The sequence below is a fragment of the Streptomyces sp. WM6372 genome, assembly GCF_001279655.1.
Lineage (GTDB): Bacteria > Actinomycetota > Actinomycetes > Streptomycetales > Streptomycetaceae > Streptomyces.
The window spans coordinates 1-23,286 of sequence record NZ_LGDB01000201.1 but is presented as its reverse complement, the minus strand read 5'-3'; the positions used below and the strand labels follow the sequence as shown (position 1 = coordinate 23,286).

The window sequence follows — 23,286 nt, the reverse complement described above, 5'->3', positions numbered from 1 at the left end:
GTACCCGTACGTCCCTCAGGGGGCGGCAGCCGGAACCCCGGCCGCCGCCCCCTGACGCGTGATGCGGGCCGCGGACATCGGCAAACCCTGGAGACGGCGCGGGGAGATGTCGTAGCGTCGGAGGCATGCCGATCCGCGCCGTGCTGTGGGACATCGACGACACCCTGTTCGACTACACAGGGGCGGACAGCGCCGGCCTCGCGCGCCGGCTCGCCGAGGAGGGCATCGCGCAGCGGTACGGGTCCCCCCTGGAGGCGCTCGCGCTGTGGCGGGAGACCACCACCCGGCACTGGGACCGCTTCGCCGCCGGGGAGGTCTCCTTCCAGGAGCAGCGCCGCGACCGCGTACGGGACTTCCTCGGGGAGCCCGGGATGGACGCCGCCGAGGCCGACGACTGGTTCGACCGGTACGTCGTGCACTACAAGGCCGCCTGGACCCTGTTCCCCGACGTCGTGCCGGTGCTGGACGCCCTCGCGGGCGGTTACCGGCACGGGGTGCTCTCCAACTCCTCCACGGCCAACCAGGACCCGAAGCTGCGCCATCTCGGCCTGCGCGAGCGCTTCGAGGTGCTGGTCTGCGCGGCGGAACTGGGTGTCAGCAAGCCGGAGGCGCAGGCCTTCCTCGCCGCCTGCGAGGCGCTCGGACTGCCGCCGGGCGAGGTCGCGTACGTGGGCGACCAGCCGGAGATCGATGCGCGCGGCGCGCGCGACGCCGGGCTGACCGCGATCTGGCTCGACCGGGACGGCGGGCGCGGGCCCGGCCCCGAGGGCGTGCACCGGATCGCAGGTCTCGCCCGGCTCCCGGAGCTGCTGGCCTCGGATACCCGTTTTGGAGCACGGTCAGGCATCCGGTAATGTTCTTTCTGCGCCGCCGGAGCGGGCCGAAAGGCCGGACGGAGGCGCCACTCGAAAGAAAAGCCCCCCAAGGGGTTGACTTTCGGTGGGGTATAGTGTAATTGGCAACACGAGGGTTTCTGGTTCCCTTATTCTAGGTTCGAGTCCTGGTACCCCAGCGCAGTGCAGTAGTAACGCAGTGCTTTGCCCCCGTTGTGTAGCGGCCTAGCACGCCGCCCTCTCAAGGCGGTAGCGCCGGTTCGAATCCGGTCGGGGGTACAGATCCTTCCCGCAAGATCTCATTGGGTAGCTCCCGGACGTCTTGATGCAGGATCGCTAGGGCCCCCGTTGTGTAGCGGCCTAGCACGCCGCCCTCTCAAGGCGGTAGCGCCGGTTCGAATCCGGTCGGGGGTACTGGTCTGGTATAGACCACATTGGGCTATGGTGTAATTGGCAACACGAAGGTTTCTGGTTCCTTTGTTCTAGGTTCGAGTCCTGGTAGCCCAGCGCAGTACAGAGCAAGCCCCCGTTGTGTAGCGGCCTAGCACGCCGCCCTCTCAAGGCGGTAGCGCCGGTTCGAATCCGGTCGGGGGTACGCACGGAAGAGGCCCTCCGCGTTCATCGCGGAGGGCCTCTTCGCTGTTCCCGTACGCATCCCGGCGCCGGCCCCGGGCCCCGCACAAGTGCGGGCCCGGAGGCGCGTGTTCGGACGTGTGCGGCGTCGTACGCGCCCCCGGGCCCGGGGAGTGGGGAAACGGGAGATCAGCCGGAGCGGCGCAGGGCCTCCGACAGACGGGCGGCCGCGTCGATGACGGCCTGGGCGTGCATCCGGCCCGGGTGGCGGGTCAGCCGCTCGATCGGCCCGGAGACCGACACGGCGGCCACGACGCGGTTCGAGGGCCCGCGCACCGGCGCCGAGACGGACGCCACGCCCGGCTCCCGCTCGCCGATCGACTGCGCCCAGCCGCGGCGCCGTACGCCCGACAGGGCCGTCGCCGTGAAGCGCGCGCCCTGCAGCCCGCGGTGGAGCCGCTCGGGCTCCTCCCAGGCCATCAGGATCTGCGCGGCCGAGCCCGCCTTCATGGGGAGCGTCGAGCCCACCGGGACGGTGTCCCGCAGACCCGACAGCCGCTCGGCGGCGGCCACGCAGATGCGCATGTCGCCCTGACGGCGGTAGAGCTGCGCGCTCTCGCCCGTCACGTCGCGGAGATGGGTGAGTACCGGTCCCGCCGTGGCCAGCAGGCGGTCCTCGCCGGCCGCGGCGGCGAGCTCCGCCAGCCGCGGTCCGAGGATGAACCGGCCCTGCATGTCCCTCGCCACCATCCGGTGGTGTTCCAGTGCCACGGCCAGGCGATGTGCCGTGGGTCGTGCGAGCCCTGTCGCCGCGACCAGCCCGGCGAGGGTGGCCGGACCGGACTCCAGTGCGCTCAGTACCAGAGCTGCCTTGTCGAGAACGCCGACGCCGCTAGAGTTGTCCATGAAACGATATTCGCGTCTCACACTGTGAAACGCAAGTTCAATTTTTCCAAGAACCAGCGAGTCTGTATGTACGGGTCCACGAACCACTGGGTCCGGGACGGTGAGCCGGAGGGAAAGCGATGGGTAGGACACTCGCGGAGAAGGTCTGGGACGACCATGTCGTCCGGCGCGCCGAGGGCGAGCCCGACCTCCTCTTCATTGATCTGCACCTGCTGCACGAGGTGACCAGCCCCCAGGCCTTCGAGGGCCTGCGGCAGGCCGGCCGCAGGGTCCGGCGGCTGGACCTCACCATCGCCACCGAGGACCACAACACCCCGACCCTGGACATCGACAAGCCGATCGCGGACCCGGTCTCCCGGGCCCAGCTGGAGACGCTGCGCAAGAACTGCGCCGAGTTCGGCGTACGCCTGCACTCGCTGGGCGATGTCGAGCAGGGCGTCGTCCACGTGGTGGGACCGCAGCTGGGCCTGACCCAGCCGGGCACCACCGTGGTCTGCGGTGACTCGCACACCTCCACGCACGGCGCCTTCGGCGCGCTGGCCTTCGGCATCGGCACCAGCCAGGTCGAGCACGTGCTGGCCACCCAGACGCTGCCGCTGGCCCGCCCCAAGACCATGGCCATCACCGTCACCGGCGAGCTGGCCGAGGGCGTCACCGCCAAGGACCTGATCCTGGCGATCATCGCGAAGATCGGTACCGGCGGCGGCCAGGGCTACATCCTGGAATACCGCGGCGAGGCCGTCGAGAAGCTCTCGATGGAAGCGCGCATGACCATCTGCAACATGTCGATCGAGGCCGGCGCCCGCGCGGGCATGATCGCCCCCGACCGGACCACCTTCGACTACCTGAAGGGCCGCGACCACGCCCCCGAGGGCGAGGACTGGGACGCGGCGGTCGCGTACTGGCAGACGCTGCGCACCGACGAGGACGCGGTCTTCGACGCCGAGGTCGTCATCGACGGCGCCGCACTGTCGCCGTTCGTCACCTGGGGCACCAACCCGGGCCAGGGCGCGCCGCTGTCGGCCAACGTCCCCGACCCTGCTTCGTACGAGGACGCTTCGGAGCGCCACGCCGCCGAAAAGGCCCTGGAGTACATGGGGTTGACGGCCGGGCAGCCGCTGCGCGACATCAAGGTCGACACCGTCTTCGTAGGTTCCTGCACCAACGGCCGCATCGAGGACCTGCGCGCCGTCGCCGGCATCATCGAGGGCCGCAAAGTCGCCGACGGCGTACGGATGCTGGTCGTCCCGGGCTCGGTCCGGGTCGCCCTGCAGGCCGTGGAGGAGGGCCTGGACAAGGTCTTCAAGGAGGCCGGCGCCGAATGGCGGCACGCGGGCTGCTCGATGTGCCTGGGCATGAACCCCGACCAACTGGCCCCCGGTGAGCGCTCCGCGTCCACCTCCAACCGCAACTTCGAGGGCCGGCAGGGCAAGGGCGGGCGGACCCACCTGGTCTCCCCGCAGGTGGCCGCCGCCACCGCGGTGCTGGGCCATCTGGCCTCGCCCGCCGATCTGTCCGACGCCACCGCGACCGCCGGAGTCTGAGACCATGGAAGCCTTCACCACCCACACCGGCCGGGCCGTGCCGCTGCGCCGCAGCAACGTCGACACCGACCAGATCATCCCGGCCCACTGGCTGAAGAAGATCACCCGCGACGGGTTCGAGGACGGGCTCTTCGAGGCCTGGCGCAAGGACCCCGAGTTCGTGACGAACCTCCCCGAGCGCCAGGGCGCGACCGTGCTGGTCGCCGGTCCCGACTTCGGCACGGGCTCCTCGCGCGAGCACGCCGTCTGGGCCCTGCAGAACTTCGGGTTCAAGACCGTCATCTCCTCCCGCTTCGCCGACATCTTCCGCGGCAACTCGCTGAAGAACGGTCTGCTGACCGTGGTCCTGCCGCAGGAGACCGTCGACCGGCTGTGGGAGCTGACCGAGGCCGACCCGACCGCCGAGGTGACGGTCGACCTGGTCGCCCGCCAGGTCCGCGCGGCCGGAATCGAGGCGGAGTTCGAACTCGACGACAACGCCCGCTGGCGTCTGCTGGAGGGTCTGGACGACATCTCGCTCACCCTTCAGAACGAAGCGGACATCGACACGTACGAAAGCGCCCGACCGAGCTTCAAGCCGCGCACGATTAGGGTCTGATTCCAGCCTGATCAGCGCTTATTCACCTTTGGGTGATCACATCGACAACACTGTGCCCCCCGCCTTCGGGCGGGGGGCACAGCCGTGTGTTGAGGCCCCGTGAGGCGACAACTCGCCCCAGATGGCACAATCTGTGCATGGAACGCGACAGTCAACTTGAGCTCTACGAACTCGTCGCGGACCGGCTGAAAGAAGCACACGCAAGGGTGCGCACACTGCAAGTCCCGGAGGGCGTAAGGATGGCGCTGTCCCGGAAGCTGTTGGTCGTCACGGCCGCGGCGAAGCACGATCTCGCCGATGCGGCAAGGCGCCTGGACAGGTTGATGAAGGACCTCGACGAGGGTCGATTCCCTGAAGGCGACTGATGCGAAGGAACTCCGTAACGACCTACACCGTTGCGGCACTAGGGTGATTAGCCCGTTTCGTGTTTGATTTGCGGTATATATCCGCCTAACGTGCGAAATAAGCTTGAACACATTCGTTCTGGCGAAGTCTCCGAAGGGGAAGACGTGAACAAGGCGCAGCTCGTAGAAGCGATTGCCGACAAGCTGGGCGGTCGCCAGCAGGCCGCGGACGCTGTCGACGCGGTACTGGACGCGATGGTCCGCGCTGTGGTCGCGGGCGACCGGGTCTCGGTCACGGGCTTCGGCTCGTTCGAGAAGGTCGACCGTCCGGCCCGCTACGCCCGCAACCCGCAGACGGGTGAGCGCGTCCGGGTCAAGAAGACCTCTGTTCCCCGCTTCCGCGCGGGCCAGGGCTTCAAGGACCTGGTCGCGGGCACCAAGAAGCTGCCCAAGGGCGGCGAGGTGTCGGTGAAGAAGGCGCCCAAGGGCAGCCTCTCCGGCGGTGCTTCCGCGACGGTCAAGAAGGCCGTGGCCAAGAAGGCCACCACCGCCAAAAAGGCGGCGGCGAAGACCGCGGTCGCCAAGAAGACCACCGCGAAGAAGGTCGTCGCCAAGAAGGTGGTCGCCAAGACCGCCGCGGCGAAGAAGACCACGGCGACGGCGAAGAAGACCACCGCCACGGCCAAGAAGGCCGCGACGACGGCGAAGAAGACCACCGCCACCGCCAAGAAGACGGCTCCGGCGGCCAAGAAGGCCACCGCGAAGACCACGGCGCCCGCCAAGAAGACGACGGCGCGCAAGACCACCGCGAAGAAGACCACGGCCCGCAAGAAGTAAGGCCACGAGTCACACACGCCGGGCCGGCTTCCCCCTCCTGGGGAAGCCGGCCCGCGGTGCTGTCCGCCGCCTTCCCTACTGTCCGTGCAGGTCAGAAGGGTCGTAGCGCGGTGGGGTCAGAAGGTCTGCAGGGTGACCAGCGTGATCCTCAGGGCCGGCCCCTCGCCGTCCGTCTCGATCCGGACCCGCTGCCCGGGCCGCAGCAGCCGCAGGCCGCCCGCCTCGAAGGCCGGGGCCTCGAAGGGCACCGGGGTGCCGTCGTCCAGCAGCACGCTGCCGCTGCGGGTCTGGGAGTCGTACGTGTACGCGGTCGCCTGCATACGGGCACTGTATAGGGCCGTGTGAAGGCCCACGCCGAGGGCGAGGGCCCTGCGCAGATCCGCTCCCGTGTCCACGTCCCGGCGTACGCTCTCGACATCCGCCAGGCCTATTTCCGCAGCTCCCGAAGCCGAATGCCGGGCCCGTGACGGACCTCCGAACGAGGGTGCCAATTCCACGTCCGGCGCAGCGGAAAGCAGGGTCGTACCGATTCCCGCCGCATCCGCCAGAAATGCACGGGGAAATGCGGATGCGGCTTCGAGCACGCGTAGCAATTCCGGCGGCCGCAGCGCGGGCAGATCCGCGTTCATCGCGGCCACCGCCGCCCCGGGCCGGGCCCTGCGCACCTCCAGCGCTCCGTGGGCCAGCGCCGCGTTGAGTCCGGCGGCCGGGGCGTCCGGCACGATCCGGGCTCCCAGCCGCGCCAGTTCCTTTCCGGCCCCGGCGTCGTCCGTGACGACCACCACATCCGCGACCGCCGCGCAGGCCAGCGCCCCCGCCACGGTGTCCTGCGCGAACGCCAGCGCGAGCCCGGCGCGGGATCCGCCCACGGCCGCCGCGAGGCGGCTCTTGGCCACCGCCAGGGGCTTCAACGGGACCACCAGACTCCAGACCGCGTTCGTGGCGGACCCCTTCCCTCCGGTGCGCGTCCGTCGATGCGTGGACCATGGCCGGGTCATGGCCTGGTCATGCGTCGGCCCATTGTCGCCTCTGCCCGGTCGGCCCGGAGGTCCGGTGCTCCGGGCGGGGCGTACGGTGTTCTCGACAGAGACCGGACCTGAGGCCACACTTGTCCGGCCGACGAGGTGCCCAGCCGCGCACCGGTCCTAGAGGAAGGTGTCCGAGTGTCCCGCCGCAGAATCGGCTTCTGGTACCGCCTGGCGGCGGTCATCGCAAAACCGCCGCTGGTGGTGCTCTTCAAGCGGGACTGGCGGGGAATGGATCACATTCCGGCCGACGGCGGGTTTATCACGGCCGTCAATCACAACTCGTATCTGGACCCGCTCTCCTACGCGCACTTCCAGTACAACACCGGCCGGGTGCCCCGATTGCTCGCGAAGGCGGCCCTCTTCAAGGTCCCCGTCGTCGGCGCGATCCTGCGCGGCTCCGGCCAGATCCCGGTCTACCGCGAGACCACCAACGCCCTGGACGCATTCCGGGCCGCCGTGGACGCGATCGAGCGCGGCGAATGCGTGGCGTTTTATCCGGAAGGCACCCTGACCCGCGATCCGGACATGTGGCCGATGGCCGGCAAGACCGGCGCGGCGCGGGTGGCGCTGATGACCAAGGCGCCCGTCATTCCGGTGGCCCAGTGGGGCGCGAACCTCGCGATGCCGCCCTACGCCAAGGAGGACAAGGTGCGCCTGTTCCCGCGCAAGACCCTCCAGGTACTGGCCGGACCCCCCGTGGACCTCTCCGAGTTCTACGACCGGGAGCCCACCCCGGACGTGCTCAAGGAGGTCACCGAGACCATCATGGCGGCCATCACGGAGTTGCTGGAGGAGCTGCGCGGCGAGAAGGCGCCGGAGCAGCCGTACGACCATCGCAAGGCCAGGCTGGAACAGCGGCGCAAGGCCGCGGGGGAGGACCTGAAGTGACACGTCCCGTGAAGGCAGCCGTCTTCGGAACCGGCTCCTGGGGCACGGCCTTCGGCATGGTGCTCGCCGACGCAGGCTGCGAGGTGACCCTGTGGGGCCGCCGCCGCGAGGTCGTCGACGCCATCAACACCGGCCGGACCAACCCGGACTACTTCCCGGACGTCGAACTCCCCGCGAACATGCGCGCCACCACCGACCCGGCCGAGGCCGCGGCCGGCGCCGACTTCGCGGTCCTCGCCATCCCCTCCCAGACCCTGCGCGGCAACCTCGCCGAATGGGCCCCGCTGCTGCCCGCCGACGCCGTGCTCGTCTCCCTGATGAAGGGCATCGAACTCGGCAGCGCCAAGCGCATGAGCGAGGTCATCGAGGAGGTGGCCAAGGTCCCCGCCGAGCGCGTCGCCGTCGTCACCGGCCCCAACCTGGCCCGTGAGATCGCCGCCCGGCAGCCGGCCGCCGCCGTCGTCGCCTGCTCCGACGAGGCCGTCGCACAGCGCCTCCAGGCCGCCTGCCACACCCCGTACTTCCGCCCGTACACGAGCACCGACGTCATCGGCTGCGAGCTGGGCGGCGCCGTCAAGAACGTCATCGGCCTCGCCGTCGGCATCGCGGACGGCATGGGACTGGGCGACAACACCAAGGGCTCCCTCATCACCCGGGGCCTCGCCGAAGCGACCCGGCTGGGCCTGGCGATGGGCGCCGACCCGCTCACCTTCTCCGGTCTCGCGGGCCTCGGCGACCTCGTCGCCACCTGCTCCTCGCCGCTCTCCCGCAACCACACCTTCGGCACCAACCTCGGCCGCGGAATGACGCTGGAGGAGACCATCGCGGTCACCAAGCAGACCGCCGAGGGCGTCAAGTCCTGCGAGTCGGTGGCCGATCTGGCCCGCCGCCACGGGGTCGACATGCCGATCACCGACACCGTCGTCGACATCGTCCACCACGGCAAGCCGCCGCTGGTCGCGCTGAAGGAACTGATGGGGCGCAGCGCCAAACCGGAGCGCCGCTGACTCCTTTCCGAACGCCCGACCGGGTATCGTCGTGGCGATATGAGCAGCGAGAACCTCCCCCAGACCCCTGAGCAGCAGGGCCGCAAGCCCCGCGTGGCCGTCGTGTTCGGCGGCCGCAGCTCGGAACACGCCATCTCGGTCGTCACCGCGGGCGCCGTGCTGCGCTCCATCGACCGGACCAAGTACGAAGTGCTGCCCATCGGCATCACCACGGACGGCCGGTGGGCGCTGACCGCCGACGAGCCCGCGCGGATGGCCATCGCCGACCGCAAGCTGCCGAGCGTCGAGGAGCTCGCGGACTCCGAGGACGGCGCCGTCGTGCTCTCCGTCGACCCGGCCAACCGCGAGGTCGTCTACACCGAACCGGGAGCCGTCCCCAAGGCCCTGGGCGAGGTCGACGTCGTCTTCCCGATGCTGCACGGCCCGTACGGCGAGGACGGCACCTTGCAGGGACTGCTGGAGCTCTCCGGCATCCCGTACGTCGGCTCGGGCGTCCTCGCCTCGGCCGTCGGCCAGGACAAGGAGTACATGAAGCGCGTCTTCACCTCCTTCGGCCTCCCCGTCGGCCCGTACGTGACCGTCCGGCCCCGCGAGTGGGACGCCGACCGCGACGCCGCCACGGCCCGGATCCTGGACTTCGCGGGCGAGCACGGCTGGCCGCTGTTCATCAAGCCCGCCCGGGCCGGCTCCTCCATCGGCATCACCAAGGTCGACGACGCCTCCGGCCTGGACGCGGCGGTCCGCGAGGCGCAGCGCCACGACCCGAAGATCATCGTGGAGGCGCTGCTGCGCGGCCGCGAGATCGAGTGCGGGGTGCTGGAGTTCGAGGACGGGCCGCGCGCGAGCGTGCCCGCCGAGATCCCGCCGGTCTCCAGCCACGACTTCTATGACTTCGAGGCGAAGTACATCGACTCCGCCTCCGGGCTCGTGCCCGCTCCGCTCACCCCGGAGCAGACCGCCGAGGTGCAGCGGCTCGCGATCGAGGCGTTCGACGCCGCGTCCTGCGAGGGCCTCGTGCGCGCCGACTTCTTCCTCACCGAGGACGGCACGTTCGTCATCAACGAGATCAACACGATGCCGGGCTTCACCCCGATCTCCATGTACCCGCGGATGTGGCAGGAGTCGGGCATCGAGTACCCGGAGCTGGTGGACCGCCTGATCCAGGCGGCCCTGAACCGCTCCACCGGTCTGCGCTAGCCGCAGCCGCAGCGCCGTACATGCCGACCGCCCGCCGGGATTCCCGGCGGGCGGTCGGTGTGCGAAGGGGCGCGGGGCCCGGCGTCAGTACGAGGAGATGCCCTCGGGGACGGTCTTGGCCACGACGGCGGACAGCCCGACGAGCATCCCCGCATCCGTGGCATGCTCCTTGTCGACCCGGACCTCGGTGTACGCGAGCCGCATCCCGGTGATGAACCGGAACCCCCCGCCGGCGCTGTCGGGGACCTTCTCCAGCAGCCAGCGGACGCCGTTGACCTCGACGCCCTCCTGCCGGGGATCAGCCATCTCGGGGGGCTTGGGGATACCGCACCGCAGTACGATCGCCGAGCCGCCCCACGCGGCGGTCAGGTCCGACTCCGGCGCCGTCTTGGCCCGCGCCAGGCCGGCCACCGTCTCCGGGAGTTCCCCGTGCAGTGCTGCACAGAACCCCGCGACGTCGGCGGGCGGCGTGGGCGGCGGGTCCACCCGGGCTTCGGAATCACCCGGGGTACAGCCCGCGAGGGCCAGTACCGAGACCAGTACGGGCAGGGCGGGCAGACGCAGGGGCCGGCGGTGGAGGGTCATCACCGGCCAAGAGTAGACGGGGGCTACAGATGGACCACCGGGCAGGTCAGGGTGCGGGTGATGCCCTCCACCTGCTGCACCTTGGCGACGACCATGCGGCCGAGCTCGTCCACGGTGTCGGCCTGGGCGCGCACGATGACGTCGTACGGGCCCGTCACGTCCTCGGCCTGGATCACCCCCGGGATCTGGCTGATGGACTCGGCGACGAACGACGCCTTGCCCACCTCGGTCTGGATAAGGATGTACGCCTGTACCACGGAACCTCCAGGGCGGCCACGAGGATCGATTCCCCTAACCTTCGGTTGGGCCCAGGGATTCGGGTGGGCCCGGGGAAGAAGGGACGCCACGGTACCGCGTTGCCGAGCACCACGGGGAGACCCGGGGGCACGGCGCCACGCACGGCGGGGCGTACGGAGAGCAGAAGTTGACGTATCTGTTGACGGTACCCAGAGCTGTGACGGCTCGCGACCGCAAGCGGACTGGGCAAGAAGGGGCACAGCGATGAAGGGCACTGTGGGCGAGCTGGGGGAGTTCGGGCTCATTCGGGAGCTCACCTCACGGCTCACCACCACCCCGGCGGTCCGGCTCGGACCGGGCGACGACGCCGCGGTCGTGTCGGCCCCCGACCGGCGGGTCGTGGCGAGCACCGACATCCTGCTGGAAGGCAGGCACTTCCGGCGCGACTGGTCCACGGCCTACGACGTCGGCCGCAAGGCCGCCGCGCAGAACCTCGCCGACATCGCGGCCATGGGCGCGGTGCCGACCGCGCTGCTGCTCGGCCTCGTCGTCCCGGCCGAGCTGCCGGTCACCTGGCCCACCGAGCTGATGGACGGCATCCGCGACGAGTGCCAGGTCGCCGGCGCGGCCGTGGTCGGCGGCGACGTCGTCCGCGGGGACACCATCACCGTGGCCATCACCGCCCTCGGCGACTTGCGCAACCACGAGCCCGTGCTGCGCTCCGGCGCCCAGCCCGGCGACGTCGTGGCCGTCACGGGCTGGCTGGGCTGGTCCGCGGCCGGATTCGCCGTGCTCTCGCGCGGGTTCCGCTCCCCGCGGGCCTTCGTCGAGGCGCACCGGCGCCCCGAACCCCCGTACCACGCCGGCCCCGCGGCCGCCGGGCTCGGCGCCACCGCGATGACCGACGTCAGCGACGGCCTGATCGCCGACCTCGGGCACATCGCGGAGGCCAGCAAGGTACGGATCGACCTGCGCTCCGCGGCCGTCGACATCCCGACGCAGATGCACGACATCGGGCAGGCCGTCGGGGTCGACCCCTTGCAGTGGGTGCTCACCGGAGGAGAAGATCACGCCATCGTGGCGACCTTCCCGCCCGACGTGAAACTGCCGGCCCGGTGGAAGGTCATCGGGGAGGTGCTGAACCGGTCCGCGCTGCCCCAGGTGACCGTGGACGGCGCCCCCTGGACGAGCACCGGCGGCTGGGACCACTTCGGCTCCGACCCGTCCACCGAGGAGACCTCCAGATGACCGACGCGCCACCGCTGTGCCTGACCGTCGCCGGATCCGATTCCGGCGGTGGCGCCGGGATCCAGGCCGACCTCAAGACGATGCTGGCGCTCGGCGTGCACGGGATGAGCGTGGTGACGGCCGTGACCGCCCAGAACTCCCTCGGGGTGCAGGGGGCCTGGGAACTGCCCGCGGAGGCCGTGAAGGCCCAGTACCGGGCCGTCGTGGACGACATGGGCGTCCACGCGGTCAAGACCGGGATGCTGGCCTCCACCGCGCTGGTGGAGACCGTGGCCGAACTGCTGGCCGCCACCTCCGCCCCCGCGGTCGTCGACCCGGTCGGGGTCTCCAAGCACGGGGACGCGCTGCTCGCCGCCTCGGCGCTGGACGCCGTACGCAAGGAACTGCTGCCGCGGGCCACCGTGGCCACCCCGAACCTGGACGAGGTGGCGCAGCTCACGGGCGTGCTGGTGGAGAACGAGGACGACATGCGGCGCGCCGCGGACGCCGTGCTCGCGTACGGGCCGGAGTGGGCGCTGATCAAGGGCGGGCACCTGGCCGCCCACGGCGGCGAGGCCGCCGACCTGCTCACCGACGGGGACACGCAGCTGTGGCTGCGGGCGCCCCGCCACGACAACCGGCACACCCACGGCACCGGCTGCACCCTGGCCAGTGCGATAGCCGCCGGGCTCGCCAAGGGGCAGGACGTGCCGCAGGCCGTCATGGAGGCCAAGGAGTACGTGAGCGGCGCCATCGCGGCCGGCTTCGCGCTCGGCGGCGGCATCGGCCCGGTGGACCACGCCTGGCAGTGGCACCGCTGACGGCGGCAGGACGACAGAGGACCACCGCGTCACGTCACGCGGTGGCCCTCTTCACGCCCGTGCCTGTGCCCGTGCCCTTGTCCGCCGGTCCGGACAAGGCAAAAGGCCGGTCCACTAGGTGGACCGGCCTTCTTGGCAACCGGAAAGGGCTGCGCTACGACGGTTGGCGTCAGCGCGAGACCTTGCCGGCCTTGATGCACGAGGTGCAGACGTTGAGGCGCTTCGGCGTCCCACTGACCATGGCACGAACGCGCTGGATGTTCGGGTTCCAGCGACGCGAGGTGCGGCGGTGCGAGTGGGAGATGTTGTTGCCGAAGCTCGGCCCCTTGGCGCAAACGTCGCAGTTGGCAGCCACAGGTCACTCCAAAGACTTCAGATGCACTTACAGTGAAATCCGGCGCACCGGATCAGAAGTCTGAGAAGTCTGAGTGGTTTGCCGGGGGAATTGGCCCGACTTTCATCGGGCAACCGGAGCAGCATACAACGACTGCGTCCGTCCAAGAAAACTACCATGGCCGCCGCCGATCCCGCCCGGGGCCCCGGGCGCCCGGCAGTCCTTGGTTACCCTGCGGTGAACCCTGGACCGCACGAGGAGGAACGCCCGGTGCAGCACGAGCCGCAGCCGCAGCCCGCCGACGAGCTCGACGCCCAAGCGGTGCGCACCTGGAGCTCGCTGGCCGTGGCCGCGCTGGGCCGGGCCCGCGAGGACATCGACGCGATCAACGTCTACCCGGTCGCGGACGCGGACACCGGAACCAACCTCTACCTGACCGCCGAGTCGGCGGACCGCGCCCTGGCCGAGGCCCTCGGAACGTCACCCGCAAGCGTGAGCGAGACCACAGCGGACGGCGACGGGAACGGCCCGGTTCCCGGGACCGGGACCCCGTCCCTCCCCGAGGCCGTACGGGCCTACGCGCACGGCGCCCTCATAGGCGCCCGCGGGAACTCGGGGACGATCCTGGCGCAGCTGCTGCGCGGCGTGGCCGACGTACTCGGCGACGAGCCGGGGGACCGCGGACCCGGCCGGATGCTGGCCGAGGCGCTGACCCGGGCCGCCGAGGAGGCGTACCGGGCCGTCGCGCACCCGGTGGAGGGCACGATGCTCACCGTCGCCGCCGCGGCGGCACGGGCCGGCGAGGCGGCCGGAGCGGCCGCCGGGACCGCCGCCGACGTGGCCCTGGCCGCCTACGACGGGGCCCGCGCGGCCCTCGCCGCCACCCCGGGGCAGCTGGCCGAGCTGGGCCGGGCGGGAGTGGTCGACGCCGGGGGCTGCGGGCTGGTCGCCGTACTCGGGGCCCTGTGGCAGGCGCTGTCCGGCCGGCAGCCCGCCGCCGAGGCCGTCCGCGGCCGGGCCGTGCCCGTACCGCGGCCGCCGCGGCCCTGCGACGCCGAGGAGCAGGGCGGGCCCGCCTACGAGGTGATCTACCTGCTGGAGGCCGCCGAGCCGGCCGTGACGGAGCTGCGCGAGCGCCTCGACGGACTCGGGGACTCCCTCGTGGTGGTCGGCGGCGACGGACTGTGGAACGTGCACGTCCACGTCGACGACCCCGGCGCCGCCGTGGAGGCCGGCGTGGTCGCCGGCCGGCCGTACCGGATCCGCATCACCCACTTCGCCGACGAGCGGCGCCGGGCCCGCGGCGAGCGCGTCCAGCGGGCCGTCGTCGCCGTCGTCCCGGGCGAGGGGCTCGCCGGGCTGTGCGGGGAGGCGGGCGCGACCACCGTGCTCGCCCGCCCCGGTGAGGTCCCGGACGCCGCCGCGCTCGTCGAAGCCATCCGGCGCGCGCACGCCCGCGAGGTGGTGCTGCTGCCCGGCGGCGCCGACCAGCGCGCCGTCGCGGCCGCCGCCGCCGAACAGGCACGGGCCGACGGCGTACGGGTGGCCGTGATCCCCACCCGGTCCGCGGTGCAGGGCCTGGCCGCCCTCGCCGTCCACGACCCGGAGGGCAGCTTCGACGAGGACGTGGTCACCATGACCGCGGCCGCCGGCGCCACCCGCTACGCGGAACTCGCCGTCGCCGAACGGCAGTCGTTCACCTCCGCCGGCATCTGCCAGGCCGGGGACGTGCTCGGGCTCATCGACGGGGACGTCGCCGTCATCGGCGCCGGCCTCGACGAGACCGCCCAGGCGGTCCTGGAACGGATGCTGGGCTCGGGCGGCGAACTGGTCACCCTGGTCCTGGGGCCGGAGGTGCCGGACGCCCTCGCCGAGCGCCTGGAGGCGTACGTCCAGCACGGGCACCTGGCGGTGGACACCGTCACCTACCGCGGCGGGCGGTATTCCGCGCCCCTGCTCATCGGGGTCGAATAGCCGACTTGTCAGCGCCATGGTGTGCAATGAAGGCGTGCCCGCGCTCGACGAAGACCTCAAGAAGACGCTCGGCCCCGCCACCGCCAAGGTGCTGGCCGAGCAGCTCGGCCTGCACACGGCCCTGGACCTGCTGCACCACTACCCGCGGCGCTACGCCGAGCGCGGCGAGCTGACCTCGCTGGCCGAGCTCGCCGACCAGATCGACGAGCACGTGACGGTCGTCGCCCAGGTCGCCGACGCCCGGATCCTGACCTTCAACGGGGGCCGCGGCAAACGCCTGGAGGTGACCATCACCGACGGCAGCGGCCGCCTCCAGCTGGTCTTCTTCGGGGCGGGCGTCCACAAGCCGCACAAGGACCTGCTGCCGGGCACCCGCGCCATGTTCGCGGGCAAGGTCGGCATGTTCAACCGCAAGCTCCAGCTCTCCCACCCCGCGTACGAGCCGCTCGGCGCGGACGCCTCCGACCGGGACGCCGCGACCGCCTTCGCGAACCAGCTCATCCCGATCTACCCGGCCTGCGCCAAGCTGGAGTCCTGGAAGATCGCCAAGTGCGTGGACGCCGTGCTGCCGAGCGCCCGGGAGGCCCTGGACCCGCTGCCGGACGCCCTGCGCGAGGACCGCGGACTGGTCCCGCTCACCGAGGCCCTCCTGAAGATCCACCGGCCGGCCACCAAGGCCGACATCGAGGACGCCCGCCAGCGCCTGAAGTGGGACGAGGCCTTCGTCCTCCAAGTTGCCCTTGCCCGCCGCCGGCACGCCGACTCCCAGCTCCCGGCCGTCCCCCGCCGCCCCGCCCCGGGCGGCCTGCTCGACGCCTTCGACGCCAAACTCCCCTTCACCCTCACCGACGGCCAGCAGACCGTCTCCCGCGAGATCTTCGAAGACCTGGCCACGAGCCACCCCATGCACCGCCTCCTCCAGGGCGAGGTCGGATCGGGCAAGACGATGGTGGCGCTGCGGGCCATGCTGGCCGTCGTGGACTGCGGGGGACAGGCCGCCATGCTCGCGCCCACCGAGGTGCTCGCCCAGCAGCACCACCGGTCCATCACCGAGATGATGGGCGAGCTCGCCGAAGGCGGCATGCTCGGCGGTTCCGACCAGGGCACCAAGGTCGTGCTGCTCACCGGGTCCATGGGGATGCCCGCACGCCGGCAGGCCCTGCTCGACCTGGTCACCGGCGAGGCCGGCATCGTCATCGGCACGCACGCGCTCATCGAGGACAAGGTGCAGTTCCACGACCTCGGCCTGGTCGTGGTCGACGAACAGCACCGCTTCGGCGTCGAGCAGCGCGACGCGCTGCGGTCCAAGGGGAAGCAGCCCCCGCACCTGCTGGTCATGACCGCGACCCCGATCCCGCGCACCGTCGCGATGACCGTCTTCGGGGACCTGGAGACCTCCGTCCTCGACCAGCTGCCCGCCGGCCGCTCCCCGATCGCCACCCACGTCGTACCGGCCAAGGACAAGCCGCACTTCCTGACCCGGGCCTGGGAGCGGGTGCGCGAGGAGGTCGAGAACGGGCACCAGGCGTACGTGGTGTGCCCGCGCATCGGCGACGGCGAGGACGACCCGAAGAAGAAGGCCTCCGCCGAGGACGACGCCGAGAAGCGGCCGCCGCTGGCCGTCCTGGAGATCGCCGAGCAGCTGAGGCGGGGGCCGCTCGCCGGGCTGCCCGTGGAGGTGCTGCACGGCCGGATGGACCCGGCCGACAAGGACGACGTCATGCGCCGCTTCGCCGCCGGCGAGGTCAAGGTGCTGGTCGCCACCACCGTCATCGAGGTCGGCGTGAACGTCCCGAACTCCACGGTCATGGTGATCATGGACGCGGACCGGTTCGGCGTCTCCCAGCTCCACCAGCTGCGCGGCCGCGTCGGCCGCGGCTCCGCGCCGGGCCTGTGCCTGCTGGTCAGCGAGATGCACGAGGCGAGCCCCGCCCGGGCCCGGCTCGCCGCGGTCGCCGCCACCCTCGACGGCTTCGAGCTCTCCCGCATCGACCTCGAACAGCGCCGGGAGGGCGACGTCCTCGGCCAGGCCCAGTCGGGCGTGCGCTCCTCGCTGCGCATGCTCGCGGTCATCGAGGACGAGGAGGTCATCGCCCAGGCCCGGGAGGAGGCCGCCCGCGTGGTCGCCGAAGACCCCGAGCTGGAGCGGCTGCCGGGCCTGCGCGGCGCGCTGGACGCCCTGCTGGACACCGAGCGCGAGCAGTACCTGGAGAAGGGATGAGCCCGCGCCGCCCGGCCCGGGCGGTACCGCTCGGGTCCCTCTCGAGCGGAACGACCTATCGTTGAACTCCGCAGTAGCCCTCACCGTCGTACCGAAGGACCCCAGATGACCCGCGTGATCGCCGGCAGCGCCGGCGGGCGACGGCTGACCGTGCCCCCGGGCACCGGCACCCGCCCGACCTCGGACCGGATGCGCGAAGGCCTCTTCTCGACCTGGGAGTCGCTGCACGGCGTCGAGGGGGCCCGGGTGCTCGACCTGTACGCCGGCTCCGGCGCGGTCGGCCTGGAGGCCCTCTCCCGCGGCGCGGCCCACGCACTGCTGGTGGAGCCCGAGGCCAAGGCCGCCAAGGCGATCCGGGACAACATCAAGGCGCTGGGCCTGCCCGGCGCCGAGTTCCGGGCGGGCAAGGCGGAGCAGATCGTGGCGGTCCCGGCCGGCGCGGCCCCGTACGACATCGTCTTCCTGGACCCGCCGTACGCCGTCGGCCACGACGATCTTGGCGAGATCCTGCTCACACTCCGCGCCAATGGCTGGCTCACGGACGATGCGCTCGTCACCGTGGAGCGCAGCACGAGGAGCGGGGCCTTCCCCTGGCCCGAGGGCTTCGAGCCGCTGCGCTCCCGCAAGTACGGCGAAGGCACCCTTTGGTACGGTCGCGCCGCCTTCACCAGCGAAGACTCATGATGCCCGCATCGGAGAGCGAGGGACCCAAGTTGCGCCGAGCCGTCTGTCCCGGGTCATTCGACCCCATCACCAACGGACACCTCGACATCATCGGCCGGGCCTCCCGGCTCTACGACGTCGTGCACGTCGCCGTGATGATCAACCAGTCCAAGCAGGGACTGTTCACCGTCGAGGAGCGGATCGAGCTGATCCGCGAGGCGACCGCCGACTACGGCAACGTCGAGGTGGAGTCCTTCCACGGGCTGCTCGTCGACTTCTGCAAGCAGCGCGACATCCCGGCCATCGTCAAGGGCCTGCGCGCGGTCAGCGACTTCGACTACGAGCTCCAGATGGCCCAGATGAACATGGGGCTCTCGGGCGTCGAGACGCTGTTCGTCCCGACCAACCCCACCTACAGCTTCCTGTCGTCCTCCCTGGTCAAGGAGGTCGCGGCCTGGGGCGGCGACGTCGCCCACCTGCTGCCTCCGCACGTGCACGCGGCGCTGACCGAGCGGCTCGCCGACCGCTGACGGACTGACGGGCCGTCAGCCGGTGTCGGGCGTTCGCCCGGTGGCCTTACAGTCGTCCCGTCCGTCTCAGGAACCGCCCGAGGCCGAGAGAGTGCGAGCCCCCATGGACGTGCAGAAGAAGCTCGACGAGATCGTCGCGGCCGTCGGCGGCGCCCGGTCCATGCCCATGTCGGCTTCCTGCGTGATCAACCGCGCCGAGCTGCTCGCCCAGCTCGAAGAGGTGCGCCAGGCGCTGCCCGGCTCGCTCGCGCAGGCGCAGGAGCTCATCGGCGGCCGGGAGCAGATGGTCGAGGACGCCCGCCGCGAGGCGGAGCAGATCATCGAGTCGGCGCACGCCCAGCGCGGTTCGCTGATCTCCGACACCGAGGTCGCGCGCCGCTCGCAGGCCGAGGCGGACCGGATCCTGGCGGACGCCCGCAGGGAGGCCGAGGAGATCCGGGCCGAGGCCGACGACTACGTCGACAGCAAGCTCGCGAACTTCGAGGTCGTGCTCACCAAGACCATCGGCTCGGTCGACCGCGGCCGCGAGAAGCTGCTGGGCCGCGGACCCGGGCTGGACGAGCAGGGCTACCCGGACGCCGAGGCGCCCGAGCGCAGCCACGACCCGGAGACGCAGCGCCGGCAGGCGGACGCGTACGTGGACACCAAGCTGGCGACGTTCGAGGCGGTGCTCTCCAAGACCCTGGAGGCGGTCGGCCGCGGCCGCCAGAAGCTGCTGGGCCGGGTGCCCACGGACGACCTCGGCGCGCACATGGCAGCCCAGGACGCGGCGGGGTCGCAGCAGTCCCGCTCGGCCAGCGACGCGGACTTCCTGGCGGGCCTGGCGGAGCCGGCGGCCCCGATGGCGCCCGTGATCCCGGCGCAGGCCCAGCAGGAGCCCGCGTACGACGCGTACGGCTACCCGCAGCCCCAGCAGCAGGACGCCTACCCCGGTGCAAGCACCGGCTCCACCGGAGCGGCTTACGCCGCACCCTCTTACGGGGACCCCTACGCCTATCAGCAGCAGGTCCAGCAGCCGGACCCGTACGCGGCGCTGGGCTACGAGCAGCAGTCGGACCCGTATTCCGGTGCAAGCACCGGCCCCACCGGAGCGGCTTACGCCGCGCAGTACGCTGCGCAGCAGCCGCAGGCCGCGCAGTACCAGCAGCCCCCGCACGAGCAGCAGCCCGCGCTCGACGAGACCAGCTTCTTCGACACGAGCATGATCAATCTGGACCAGCTGCGCCAGTACGAACAGGGTCGCTGAGGCCGGATTGGGCTCAGAGCGAAGCGCCGGGTATCCTGGCTCTTCGGTCGCGCGTATGCACCGCGATCCATGCTGCCCACAAGTGGCGGAATCTTTGATCTTCAGCGATCTGTGAAAGCAGGAACGGCCCTGAATACCCGCCTCGACCACCGCAACCCCCTCGTGTTCGACACGCACGAGCTGGGTCGGCGTCCTGGTGCCATGCAGCGGCTGTCCCGTGAGATCGCGGCACCGGCGGACTTCGGTCTCGCCGGCGTGATCGGAGTGCCGGAAGGCGCCCCGGTGAAGCTCAGCCTCCGCCTCGAGTCGGTCATGGAAGGGGTGCTTGTCACAGGCACCGCCCGTGCATCGGCCGTAGGGGAGTGCGTAAGGTGTCTGGAGTCCGTCGAGCGCGAGCTCAAGGCGGACTTCCAGGAGATGTTCTCGTACCCTGACGCCGACGACCGGAGCCGCGCGAAGGCGGAGCCGGCCGACGACGCCGAGGACGACGAGGACACGCTCTTCCTCGAGGACGGCTTGTTCGACCTCGAACCCGTGCTGCGTGATGTGGTGGTGCTCGCACTGCCCATGCAGCCGGTGTGCCGGGAGGACTGTCTCGGACTGTGCCCCGATTGCGGGCTCAGCCTGAACGACGACCCGGACCACCACCATGACGCCGTCGACATCCGTTGGGCGGCATTGCAAGGACTCGTCGTGACCGATCAGGACGGCGAGAAGGACAATATGAGCGGCACTGCCTCTGACGGAGTTCAGGGCGCCGCCGAGAAGCAGGAGAAGTAGCCGTGGCTGTTCCGAAGCGGAAGATGTCGCGCAGCAACACGCGCCACCGCCGGTCGCAGTGGAAGGCTGCGGTCCCCACCCTGGTTTCGTGTGAGCGTTGCCAGGAGCCGAAGCTCCAGCACATCGCGTGCCCGAGCTGCGGCACCTACAACAAGCGCCAGGTCCTCGAGGTCTGAGCGGCTGGTGAGAGGCGCAATGTCTGAGCTGTCCAACGCTGAGAAGCAGGCAGACAGTAACAACGCGGCCTCGTCCCACACGCTTCTGGAAGGGCGGCTCGGGTATCGACTCGAGTCCGCCCTTCTGGTGCGTGCACTGACCCACCGCTCGTACGCGTACGAGAACGGCGGTCTGCCCACCAACGAGCGCCTGGAGTTCCTCGGGGACTCCGTGCTCGGTCTGGTGGTCACGGACACGCTGTACACGACCCACCCCGACCTGCCCGAAGGCCAGCTGGCCAAGCTTCGGGCCGCGGTGGTCAACTCGCGCGCACTGGCGGAGGTCGGGCGCGGCCTCGACCTCGGCTCCTTCATCCGGCTCGGCCGGGGCGAAGAGGGCACGGGTGGCCGGGACAAGGCCTCCATCCTCGCCGACACCCTTGAAGCGGTGATCGGCGCGGTCTACCTCGACCAGGGCCTCGACGCGGCCTCGGAGCTGGTTCACCGGCTCTTCGACCCGCTCATCGAGAAGTCCTCCAACCTCGGGGCCGGCCTGGACTGGAAGACCAGTCTCCAGGAGCTCACGGCGGCCGAAGGCCTCGGCGTACCGGAATACCTGGTCACCGAGACCGGTCCGGACCACGAGAAGACCTTCACCGCTGCCGCCCGCGTCGGTGGTGTCTCGTACGGCACCGGCACCGGCCGCAGCAAGAAGGAAGCGGAACAGCAGGCCGCGGAGTCCGCATGGCGCGGCATCCGGGCCAAGGCGGACGAGCGGATCGCGGCGGAAGCCGCGGCATCCGCCGCCGCCCAGGTCACGGTGACGGCTCCGGCCGACACCGAGGCCGATGCCGTGGTCGCGGCGTCGGCAGAGGACGGCGGGTCGCCGACACCCGCCGACCCGACGCCGAACGGCTGAGCCCTTCCTTCGGGATCTCCCGCCCGCCCCTGCCACCGTGCAGGGGCGGGCGGACCCGTTTCCGGGCCCGCCGGGGGAGGCCGGTACGCTCGCCGGGAGCGACCAGAACGCACCAGAACCGCATCGCCCCCGGAGGACCGCCGTGCCCGAGCTGCCCGAAGTCGAAGTCGTACGGCGGGGCTTGGAGCGCTGGGTGGCCGGCCGGACCGTCGCGGCCGTCGAGGTGCTCCACCCGCGCGCGGTACGCCGCCACCCGGCCGGCGCCGCCGATTTCGCGGCGCGCCTGACGGGCGGGACGATCGGCGTCCCGCAGCGGCGCGGCAAGTACCTGTGGCTGCCCCTGGAGGGGCGGGACCTCTCGGTGCTGGGGCACCTCGGGATGAGCGGACAGCTCCTGGTGCAGCCGGAAGCGGCCGCCGACGAGAAGCACCTGCGCATCCGCGTGCGCTTCGAGGACGCCGCCGGGACCGAGCTCCGCTTCGTCGACCAGCGCACCTTCGGCGGGCTCTCGCTCCACGAGAACACGCCCGACGGGCTGCCCGACGTCATCGCGCACATCGCCCGGGACCCGCTGGACCCCCTCTTCGACGAGGCCGCCTACCACGCGGCGCTGCGCGCCAAGCGGACCACCGTCAAGCGGGCCCTGCTGGACCAGTCGCTGATCAGCGGGGTCGGCAACATCTACGCCGACGAGGCGCTGTGGCGGGCGCGACTGCACTACGAGCGCGCCACCGGCACGCTGACGCGCCCCCGGAGCGCGGAACTCCTCGGTCACGTCCGGGACGTGATGAACGCGGCCCTCGAGGTCGGCGGCACCAGCTTCGACAGCCTCTACGTCAACGTGAACGGCGAGTCCGGCTACTTCGACCGTTCGCTCGACGCCTACGGGCGCGAGGACGAACCCTGCCGGCGCTGCGGCACCCCCATGCGGCGCCGCCCGTGGATGAACCGGTCCAGCTACTTCTGCCCGCGCTGTCAGCGGCCGCCGCGCGTGGCGTCGTAGGACTCCCGCGCGTCGATGACCCGGGGCATGCTGCCTTCGAGGAAGTGGATGAGCGCGAGCAGCCGGTCGGCGATCTCGACGCCGAGCGGGGTCAGCTCGTAGTCGACGCGCGGCGGGTTCGTCGGCTGTGCCTCGCGGTTGACGATGCCGTCGCGCTCCAGCGCCTGCAGGGTCTGGGAGAGCATCTTCTCGCTCACGCCGTCGACCTTGCGGCGCAGCTCGTTGAAACGGCACGAGCCGTCGCGCAGGGCTCCCACCGTGAGGCTGCCCCAGCGGCCCGTGACGTGCTCCAGGGTCTCCCGTGAGGGGCACGCGCGCGCGAAGGCGTCGAACGGCAGCTCTGTCTCCATACCGACCAGCTTAACTCCGTACAGCGCTGACCAGAAGAGTGCGCTTTCGGTTGGTAAGTGCCTAGAAGCCGAAGTCCTGGGTCCACCAGGGGCCGCCGGCGGCGACGTACACGCCGACGCCGAGGGTGCGGAACTCGCAGTTGAGGATGTTCGCCTTGTGGCCGGGGCTGTTCATCCACGCGTTCATGACGGCCTGGGCGTCGCCCTGGCCGCGGGCGATGTTCTCGCCGCCGAGTCCGGCGAGGCCCGCCTTGGTGGCGCGGTCCCACGGGGTGTTCCCGTCGGGGTCGGTGTGGTCGAAGAAGCCGCGGGTGGCCATGTCCTTGCTGAAGGCCGCGGCCAGTGTCGCGAGCGGCGGGTTCGCCCGCACCGGACCGCAGCCGGCCTGCGCGCGCTCCTGGTTGACCAGGGTGAGTACGGCGGCCTCGTCCGCGGAGTGGCCCTCGCCGGGCGTCGGGGCGGGCGGGGTCGTGGGGGTCGTGGGGG

Annotated in this window: 25 protein-coding genes, 5 tRNA genes and 1 pseudogene; 24 read left to right on the top strand and 7 right to left on the bottom strand. The window is 71.3% G+C overall.

Features of this window, described 5'->3' with window-relative positions:
- Positions 1-125 precede the first annotated feature (125 nt).
- The 6 genes from ADK52_RS25165 (at position 126) to ADK52_RS25140 (ending at position 1,428) form a co-directional block, all read left to right on the top strand.
- Complete coding sequence (locus ADK52_RS25165; protein WP_053692105.1) at positions 126-854, top strand: HAD family hydrolase; 729 nt, start codon at positions 126-128, stop codon at positions 852-854.
- A gap of 86 nt (positions 855-940) precedes the next feature.
- A tRNA-Gln gene (locus ADK52_RS25160) sits at positions 941-1,012 on the top strand.
- Between the two features lie 27 nt (positions 1,013-1,039).
- Positions 1,040-1,112: transfer RNA gene (locus ADK52_RS25155), tRNA-Glu, on the top strand.
- Between the two features lie 62 nt (positions 1,113-1,174).
- Positions 1,175-1,247, top strand: a tRNA-Glu gene (locus tag ADK52_RS25150).
- A 21-nt stretch (positions 1,248-1,268) separates the two neighbouring features.
- Positions 1,269-1,340, top strand: a tRNA-Gln gene (locus ADK52_RS25145).
- Positions 1,341-1,355: 15 nt separating this feature from the next.
- Positions 1,356-1,428, top strand: a tRNA-Glu gene (locus ADK52_RS25140).
- Between the two features lie 167 nt (positions 1,429-1,595).
- Here the strand turns inward: ADK52_RS25140 and ndgR are convergent.
- Entirely contained in the window at positions 1,596-2,312 is a 717-nt protein-coding gene (gene ndgR, locus ADK52_RS25135; protein WP_037837458.1) for an IclR family transcriptional regulator NdgR, read from the bottom strand.
- A gap of 119 nt (positions 2,313-2,431) precedes the next feature.
- Here ndgR and leuC point away from each other — a divergent pair, with 119 nt between their 5' ends.
- The 4 genes from leuC (at position 2,432) to ADK52_RS25115 (ending at position 5,635) form a co-directional block, all read left to right on the top strand.
- On the top strand, positions 2,432-3,856 hold the full coding sequence (gene leuC / locus ADK52_RS25130; RefSeq protein ID WP_053692104.1) for a 3-isopropylmalate dehydratase large subunit: 1,425 nt from the start codon (positions 2,432-2,434) through the stop codon (positions 3,854-3,856).
- Positions 3,857-3,860: 4 nt separating this feature from the next.
- Positions 3,861-4,454, top strand: coding sequence for a 3-isopropylmalate dehydratase small subunit (gene leuD, locus ADK52_RS25125; RefSeq protein ID WP_053692103.1), 594 nt, complete (start codon positions 3,861-3,863; stop codon positions 4,452-4,454).
- 137 nt (positions 4,455-4,591) lie between these two features.
- Entirely contained in the window at positions 4,592-4,819 is a 228-nt protein-coding gene (locus ADK52_RS25120; protein ID WP_045945905.1) for a hypothetical protein, read from the top strand.
- Between the two features lie 144 nt (positions 4,820-4,963).
- Positions 4,964-5,635, top strand: coding sequence for an HU family DNA-binding protein (locus tag ADK52_RS25115; RefSeq protein ID WP_053692102.1), 672 nt, complete (start codon positions 4,964-4,966; stop codon positions 5,633-5,635).
- Between the two features lie 335 nt (positions 5,636-5,970).
- Here ADK52_RS25115 and cofC read toward each other — a convergent pair.
- Positions 5,971-6,558 (bottom strand): annotated as a pseudogene (gene cofC / locus ADK52_RS25110) (2-phospho-L-lactate guanylyltransferase); the annotation flags it as partial.
- 240 nt (positions 6,559-6,798) lie between these two features.
- Between cofC and ADK52_RS25105 the strand changes: the two are divergent.
- The 3 genes from ADK52_RS25105 to ADK52_RS25095 are packed head-to-tail and all read left to right on the top strand — an operon-like array spanning position 6,799 to position 9,755.
- Positions 6,799-7,551, top strand: coding sequence for a lysophospholipid acyltransferase family protein (locus ADK52_RS25105; RefSeq protein WP_053692101.1), 753 nt, complete (start codon positions 6,799-6,801; stop codon positions 7,549-7,551).
- Positions 7,548-8,558 (top strand): NAD(P)H-dependent glycerol-3-phosphate dehydrogenase, encoded by a 1,011-nt coding sequence (locus ADK52_RS25100; protein ID WP_053692100.1) that lies wholly within the window; start codon positions 7,548-7,550, stop codon positions 8,556-8,558. Before ADK52_RS25105 ends, ADK52_RS25100 begins: the two co-directional genes overlap by 4 nt.
- Before the next feature lie 39 nt (positions 8,559-8,597).
- The gene (locus ADK52_RS25095) at positions 8,598-9,755 is read left to right on the top strand and encodes a D-alanine--D-alanine ligase family protein (protein ID WP_053692099.1); all 1,158 of its coding nucleotides are present in this window, start codon (positions 8,598-8,600) and stop codon (positions 9,753-9,755) included.
- An 84-nt stretch (positions 9,756-9,839) separates the two neighbouring features.
- Here the strand turns inward: ADK52_RS25095 and ADK52_RS25090 are convergent, their stop codons facing one another.
- Both ADK52_RS25090 and ADK52_RS25085 read right to left on the bottom strand, forming a co-directional pair.
- Positions 9,840-10,340 carry a DUF3515 domain-containing protein gene (locus ADK52_RS25090; RefSeq protein ID WP_053692200.1) on the bottom strand — a complete coding sequence of 167 codons (501 nt, stop codon included), beginning with the start codon at positions 10,338-10,340 and terminating at the stop codon, positions 9,840-9,842.
- A 23-nt stretch (positions 10,341-10,363) separates the two neighbouring features.
- Positions 10,364-10,597: an Lrp/AsnC family transcriptional regulator gene (locus tag ADK52_RS25085; protein WP_030162831.1), complete on the bottom strand. Its 234-nt coding sequence runs from the start codon at positions 10,595-10,597 to the stop codon at positions 10,364-10,366.
- Positions 10,598-10,841: 244 nt separating this feature from the next.
- On the opposite strand from ADK52_RS25085, the gene ADK52_RS25080 reads away from it, so the two are divergent.
- Complete coding sequence (locus ADK52_RS25080; RefSeq protein WP_030162829.1) at positions 10,842-11,825, top strand: thiamine-phosphate kinase; 984 nt, start codon at positions 10,842-10,844, stop codon at positions 11,823-11,825.
- Complete coding sequence (gene thiD / locus ADK52_RS25075; RefSeq protein WP_053692098.1) at positions 11,822-12,625, top strand: bifunctional hydroxymethylpyrimidine kinase/phosphomethylpyrimidine kinase; 804 nt, start codon at positions 11,822-11,824, stop codon at positions 12,623-12,625. The genes ADK52_RS25080 and thiD overlap by 4 nt, the downstream gene beginning before the upstream one ends.
- 169 nt (positions 12,626-12,794) lie before the next feature.
- Here thiD and rpmB read toward each other — a convergent pair whose 3' ends face one another.
- Positions 12,795-12,980: a 50S ribosomal protein L28 gene (gene rpmB, locus ADK52_RS40475; RefSeq protein ID WP_030298506.1), complete on the bottom strand. Its 186-nt coding sequence runs from the start codon at positions 12,978-12,980 to the stop codon at positions 12,795-12,797.
- Between the two features lie 249 nt (positions 12,981-13,229).
- Here rpmB and ADK52_RS25065 point away from each other — a divergent pair, with 249 nt between their 5' ends.
- The 9 genes from ADK52_RS25065 to mutM all read left to right on the top strand — a co-directional run bounded on the left by ADK52_RS25065 (position 13,230) and on the right by mutM (position 22,450).
- Positions 13,230-14,933, top strand: coding sequence for a DAK2 domain-containing protein (locus ADK52_RS25065; protein ID WP_053692097.1), 1,704 nt, complete (start codon positions 13,230-13,232; stop codon positions 14,931-14,933).
- A gap of 16 nt (positions 14,934-14,949) precedes the next feature.
- Positions 14,950-17,154 carry an ATP-dependent DNA helicase RecG gene (recG, locus tag ADK52_RS25060; protein WP_199828546.1) on the top strand — a complete coding sequence of 735 codons (2,205 nt, stop codon included), beginning with the start codon at positions 14,950-14,952 and terminating at the stop codon, positions 17,152-17,154.
- A gap of 105 nt (positions 17,155-17,259) precedes the next feature.
- Positions 17,260-17,838: a 16S rRNA (guanine(966)-N(2))-methyltransferase RsmD gene (rsmD, locus tag ADK52_RS25055; RefSeq protein WP_053692095.1), complete on the top strand. Its 579-nt coding sequence runs from the start codon at positions 17,260-17,262 to the stop codon at positions 17,836-17,838.
- 29 nt (positions 17,839-17,867) lie between these two features.
- Positions 17,868-18,347 carry a pantetheine-phosphate adenylyltransferase gene (gene coaD / locus ADK52_RS25050; protein WP_182508538.1) on the top strand — a complete coding sequence of 160 codons (480 nt, stop codon included), beginning with the start codon at positions 17,868-17,870 and terminating at the stop codon, positions 18,345-18,347.
- Between the two features lie 103 nt (positions 18,348-18,450).
- Positions 18,451-19,593 carry a DivIVA domain-containing protein gene (locus ADK52_RS25045; RefSeq protein WP_053692093.1) on the top strand — a complete coding sequence of 381 codons (1,143 nt, stop codon included), beginning with the start codon at positions 18,451-18,453 and terminating at the stop codon, positions 19,591-19,593.
- 69 nt (positions 19,594-19,662) lie between these two features.
- Positions 19,663-20,373, top strand: coding sequence for a YceD family protein (locus ADK52_RS25040; protein ID WP_053692092.1), 711 nt, complete (start codon positions 19,663-19,665; stop codon positions 20,371-20,373).
- Positions 20,374-20,375: 2 nt separating this feature from the next.
- On the top strand, positions 20,376-20,549 hold the full coding sequence (gene rpmF / locus ADK52_RS25035; protein ID WP_003965982.1) for a 50S ribosomal protein L32: 174 nt from the start codon (positions 20,376-20,378) through the stop codon (positions 20,547-20,549).
- A 19-nt stretch (positions 20,550-20,568) separates the two neighbouring features.
- The gene (gene rnc, locus ADK52_RS25030) at positions 20,569-21,447 is read left to right on the top strand and encodes a ribonuclease III (RefSeq protein WP_053692091.1); all 879 of its coding nucleotides are present in this window, start codon (positions 20,569-20,571) and stop codon (positions 21,445-21,447) included.
- A gap of 142 nt (positions 21,448-21,589) precedes the next feature.
- Positions 21,590-22,450 (top strand): bifunctional DNA-formamidopyrimidine glycosylase/DNA-(apurinic or apyrimidinic site) lyase, encoded by an 861-nt coding sequence (gene mutM / locus ADK52_RS25025; RefSeq protein ID WP_053692090.1) that lies wholly within the window; start codon positions 21,590-21,592, stop codon positions 22,448-22,450.
- On the opposite strand, the gene ADK52_RS25020 is transcribed toward mutM, so the two are convergent.
- Positions 22,423-22,800 (bottom strand): winged helix-turn-helix transcriptional regulator, encoded by a 378-nt coding sequence (locus ADK52_RS25020; protein ID WP_030859894.1) that lies wholly within the window; start codon positions 22,798-22,800, stop codon positions 22,423-22,425. The genes mutM and ADK52_RS25020 overlap by 28 nt on opposite strands.
- 61 nt (positions 22,801-22,861) lie before the next feature.
- On the bottom strand, positions 22,862-23,286 hold a 425-nt coding region (locus tag ADK52_RS25015), incomplete at its 5' end, for a CAP domain-containing protein (RefSeq protein ID WP_234344225.1).

What these genes read in the sequence shown, in the direction of transcription:
- ADK52_RS25165 (WP_053692105.1), top strand. Translation starts at nt 126, where the DNA reads ATGCCGATCCGCGCCGTGCTGTGGGACATCGACGACACCCTGTTCGAC.
- ndgR (WP_037837458.1), bottom strand. Translation starts at nt 2,312, where the DNA reads ATGGACAACTCTAGCGGCGTCGGCGTTCTCGACAAGGCAGCTCTGGTA.
- leuC (WP_053692104.1), top strand. Translation starts at nt 2,432, where the DNA reads ATGGGTAGGACACTCGCGGAGAAGGTCTGGGACGACCATGTCGTCCGG.
- leuD (WP_053692103.1), top strand. Translation starts at nt 3,861, where the DNA reads ATGGAAGCCTTCACCACCCACACCGGCCGGGCCGTGCCGCTGCGCCGC.
- ADK52_RS25120 (WP_045945905.1), top strand. Translation starts at nt 4,592, where the DNA reads ATGGAACGCGACAGTCAACTTGAGCTCTACGAACTCGTCGCGGACCGG.
- ADK52_RS25095 (WP_053692099.1), top strand. Translation starts at nt 8,598, where the DNA reads ATGAGCAGCGAGAACCTCCCCCAGACCCCTGAGCAGCAGGGCCGCAAG.
- ADK52_RS25090 (WP_053692200.1), bottom strand. Translation starts at nt 10,340, where the DNA reads ATGACCCTCCACCGCCGGCCCCTGCGTCTGCCCGCCCTGCCCGTACTG.
- ADK52_RS25080 (WP_030162829.1), top strand. Translation starts at nt 10,842, where the DNA reads ATGAAGGGCACTGTGGGCGAGCTGGGGGAGTTCGGGCTCATTCGGGAG.
- thiD (WP_053692098.1), top strand. Translation starts at nt 11,822, where the DNA reads ATGACCGACGCGCCACCGCTGTGCCTGACCGTCGCCGGATCCGATTCC.
- recG (WP_199828546.1), top strand. Translation starts at nt 14,950, where the DNA reads ATGGTGTGCAATGAAGGCGTGCCCGCGCTCGACGAAGACCTCAAGAAG.
- rsmD (WP_053692095.1), top strand. Translation starts at nt 17,260, where the DNA reads ATGACCCGCGTGATCGCCGGCAGCGCCGGCGGGCGACGGCTGACCGTG.
- ADK52_RS25045 (WP_053692093.1), top strand. Translation starts at nt 18,451, where the DNA reads ATGGACGTGCAGAAGAAGCTCGACGAGATCGTCGCGGCCGTCGGCGGC.
- ADK52_RS25040 (WP_053692092.1), top strand. Translation starts at nt 19,663, where the DNA reads ATGCTGCCCACAAGTGGCGGAATCTTTGATCTTCAGCGATCTGTGAAA.
- rnc (WP_053692091.1), top strand. Translation starts at nt 20,569, where the DNA reads ATGTCTGAGCTGTCCAACGCTGAGAAGCAGGCAGACAGTAACAACGCG.
- ADK52_RS25020 (WP_030859894.1), bottom strand. Translation starts at nt 22,800, where the DNA reads ATGGAGACAGAGCTGCCGTTCGACGCCTTCGCGCGCGCGTGCCCCTCA.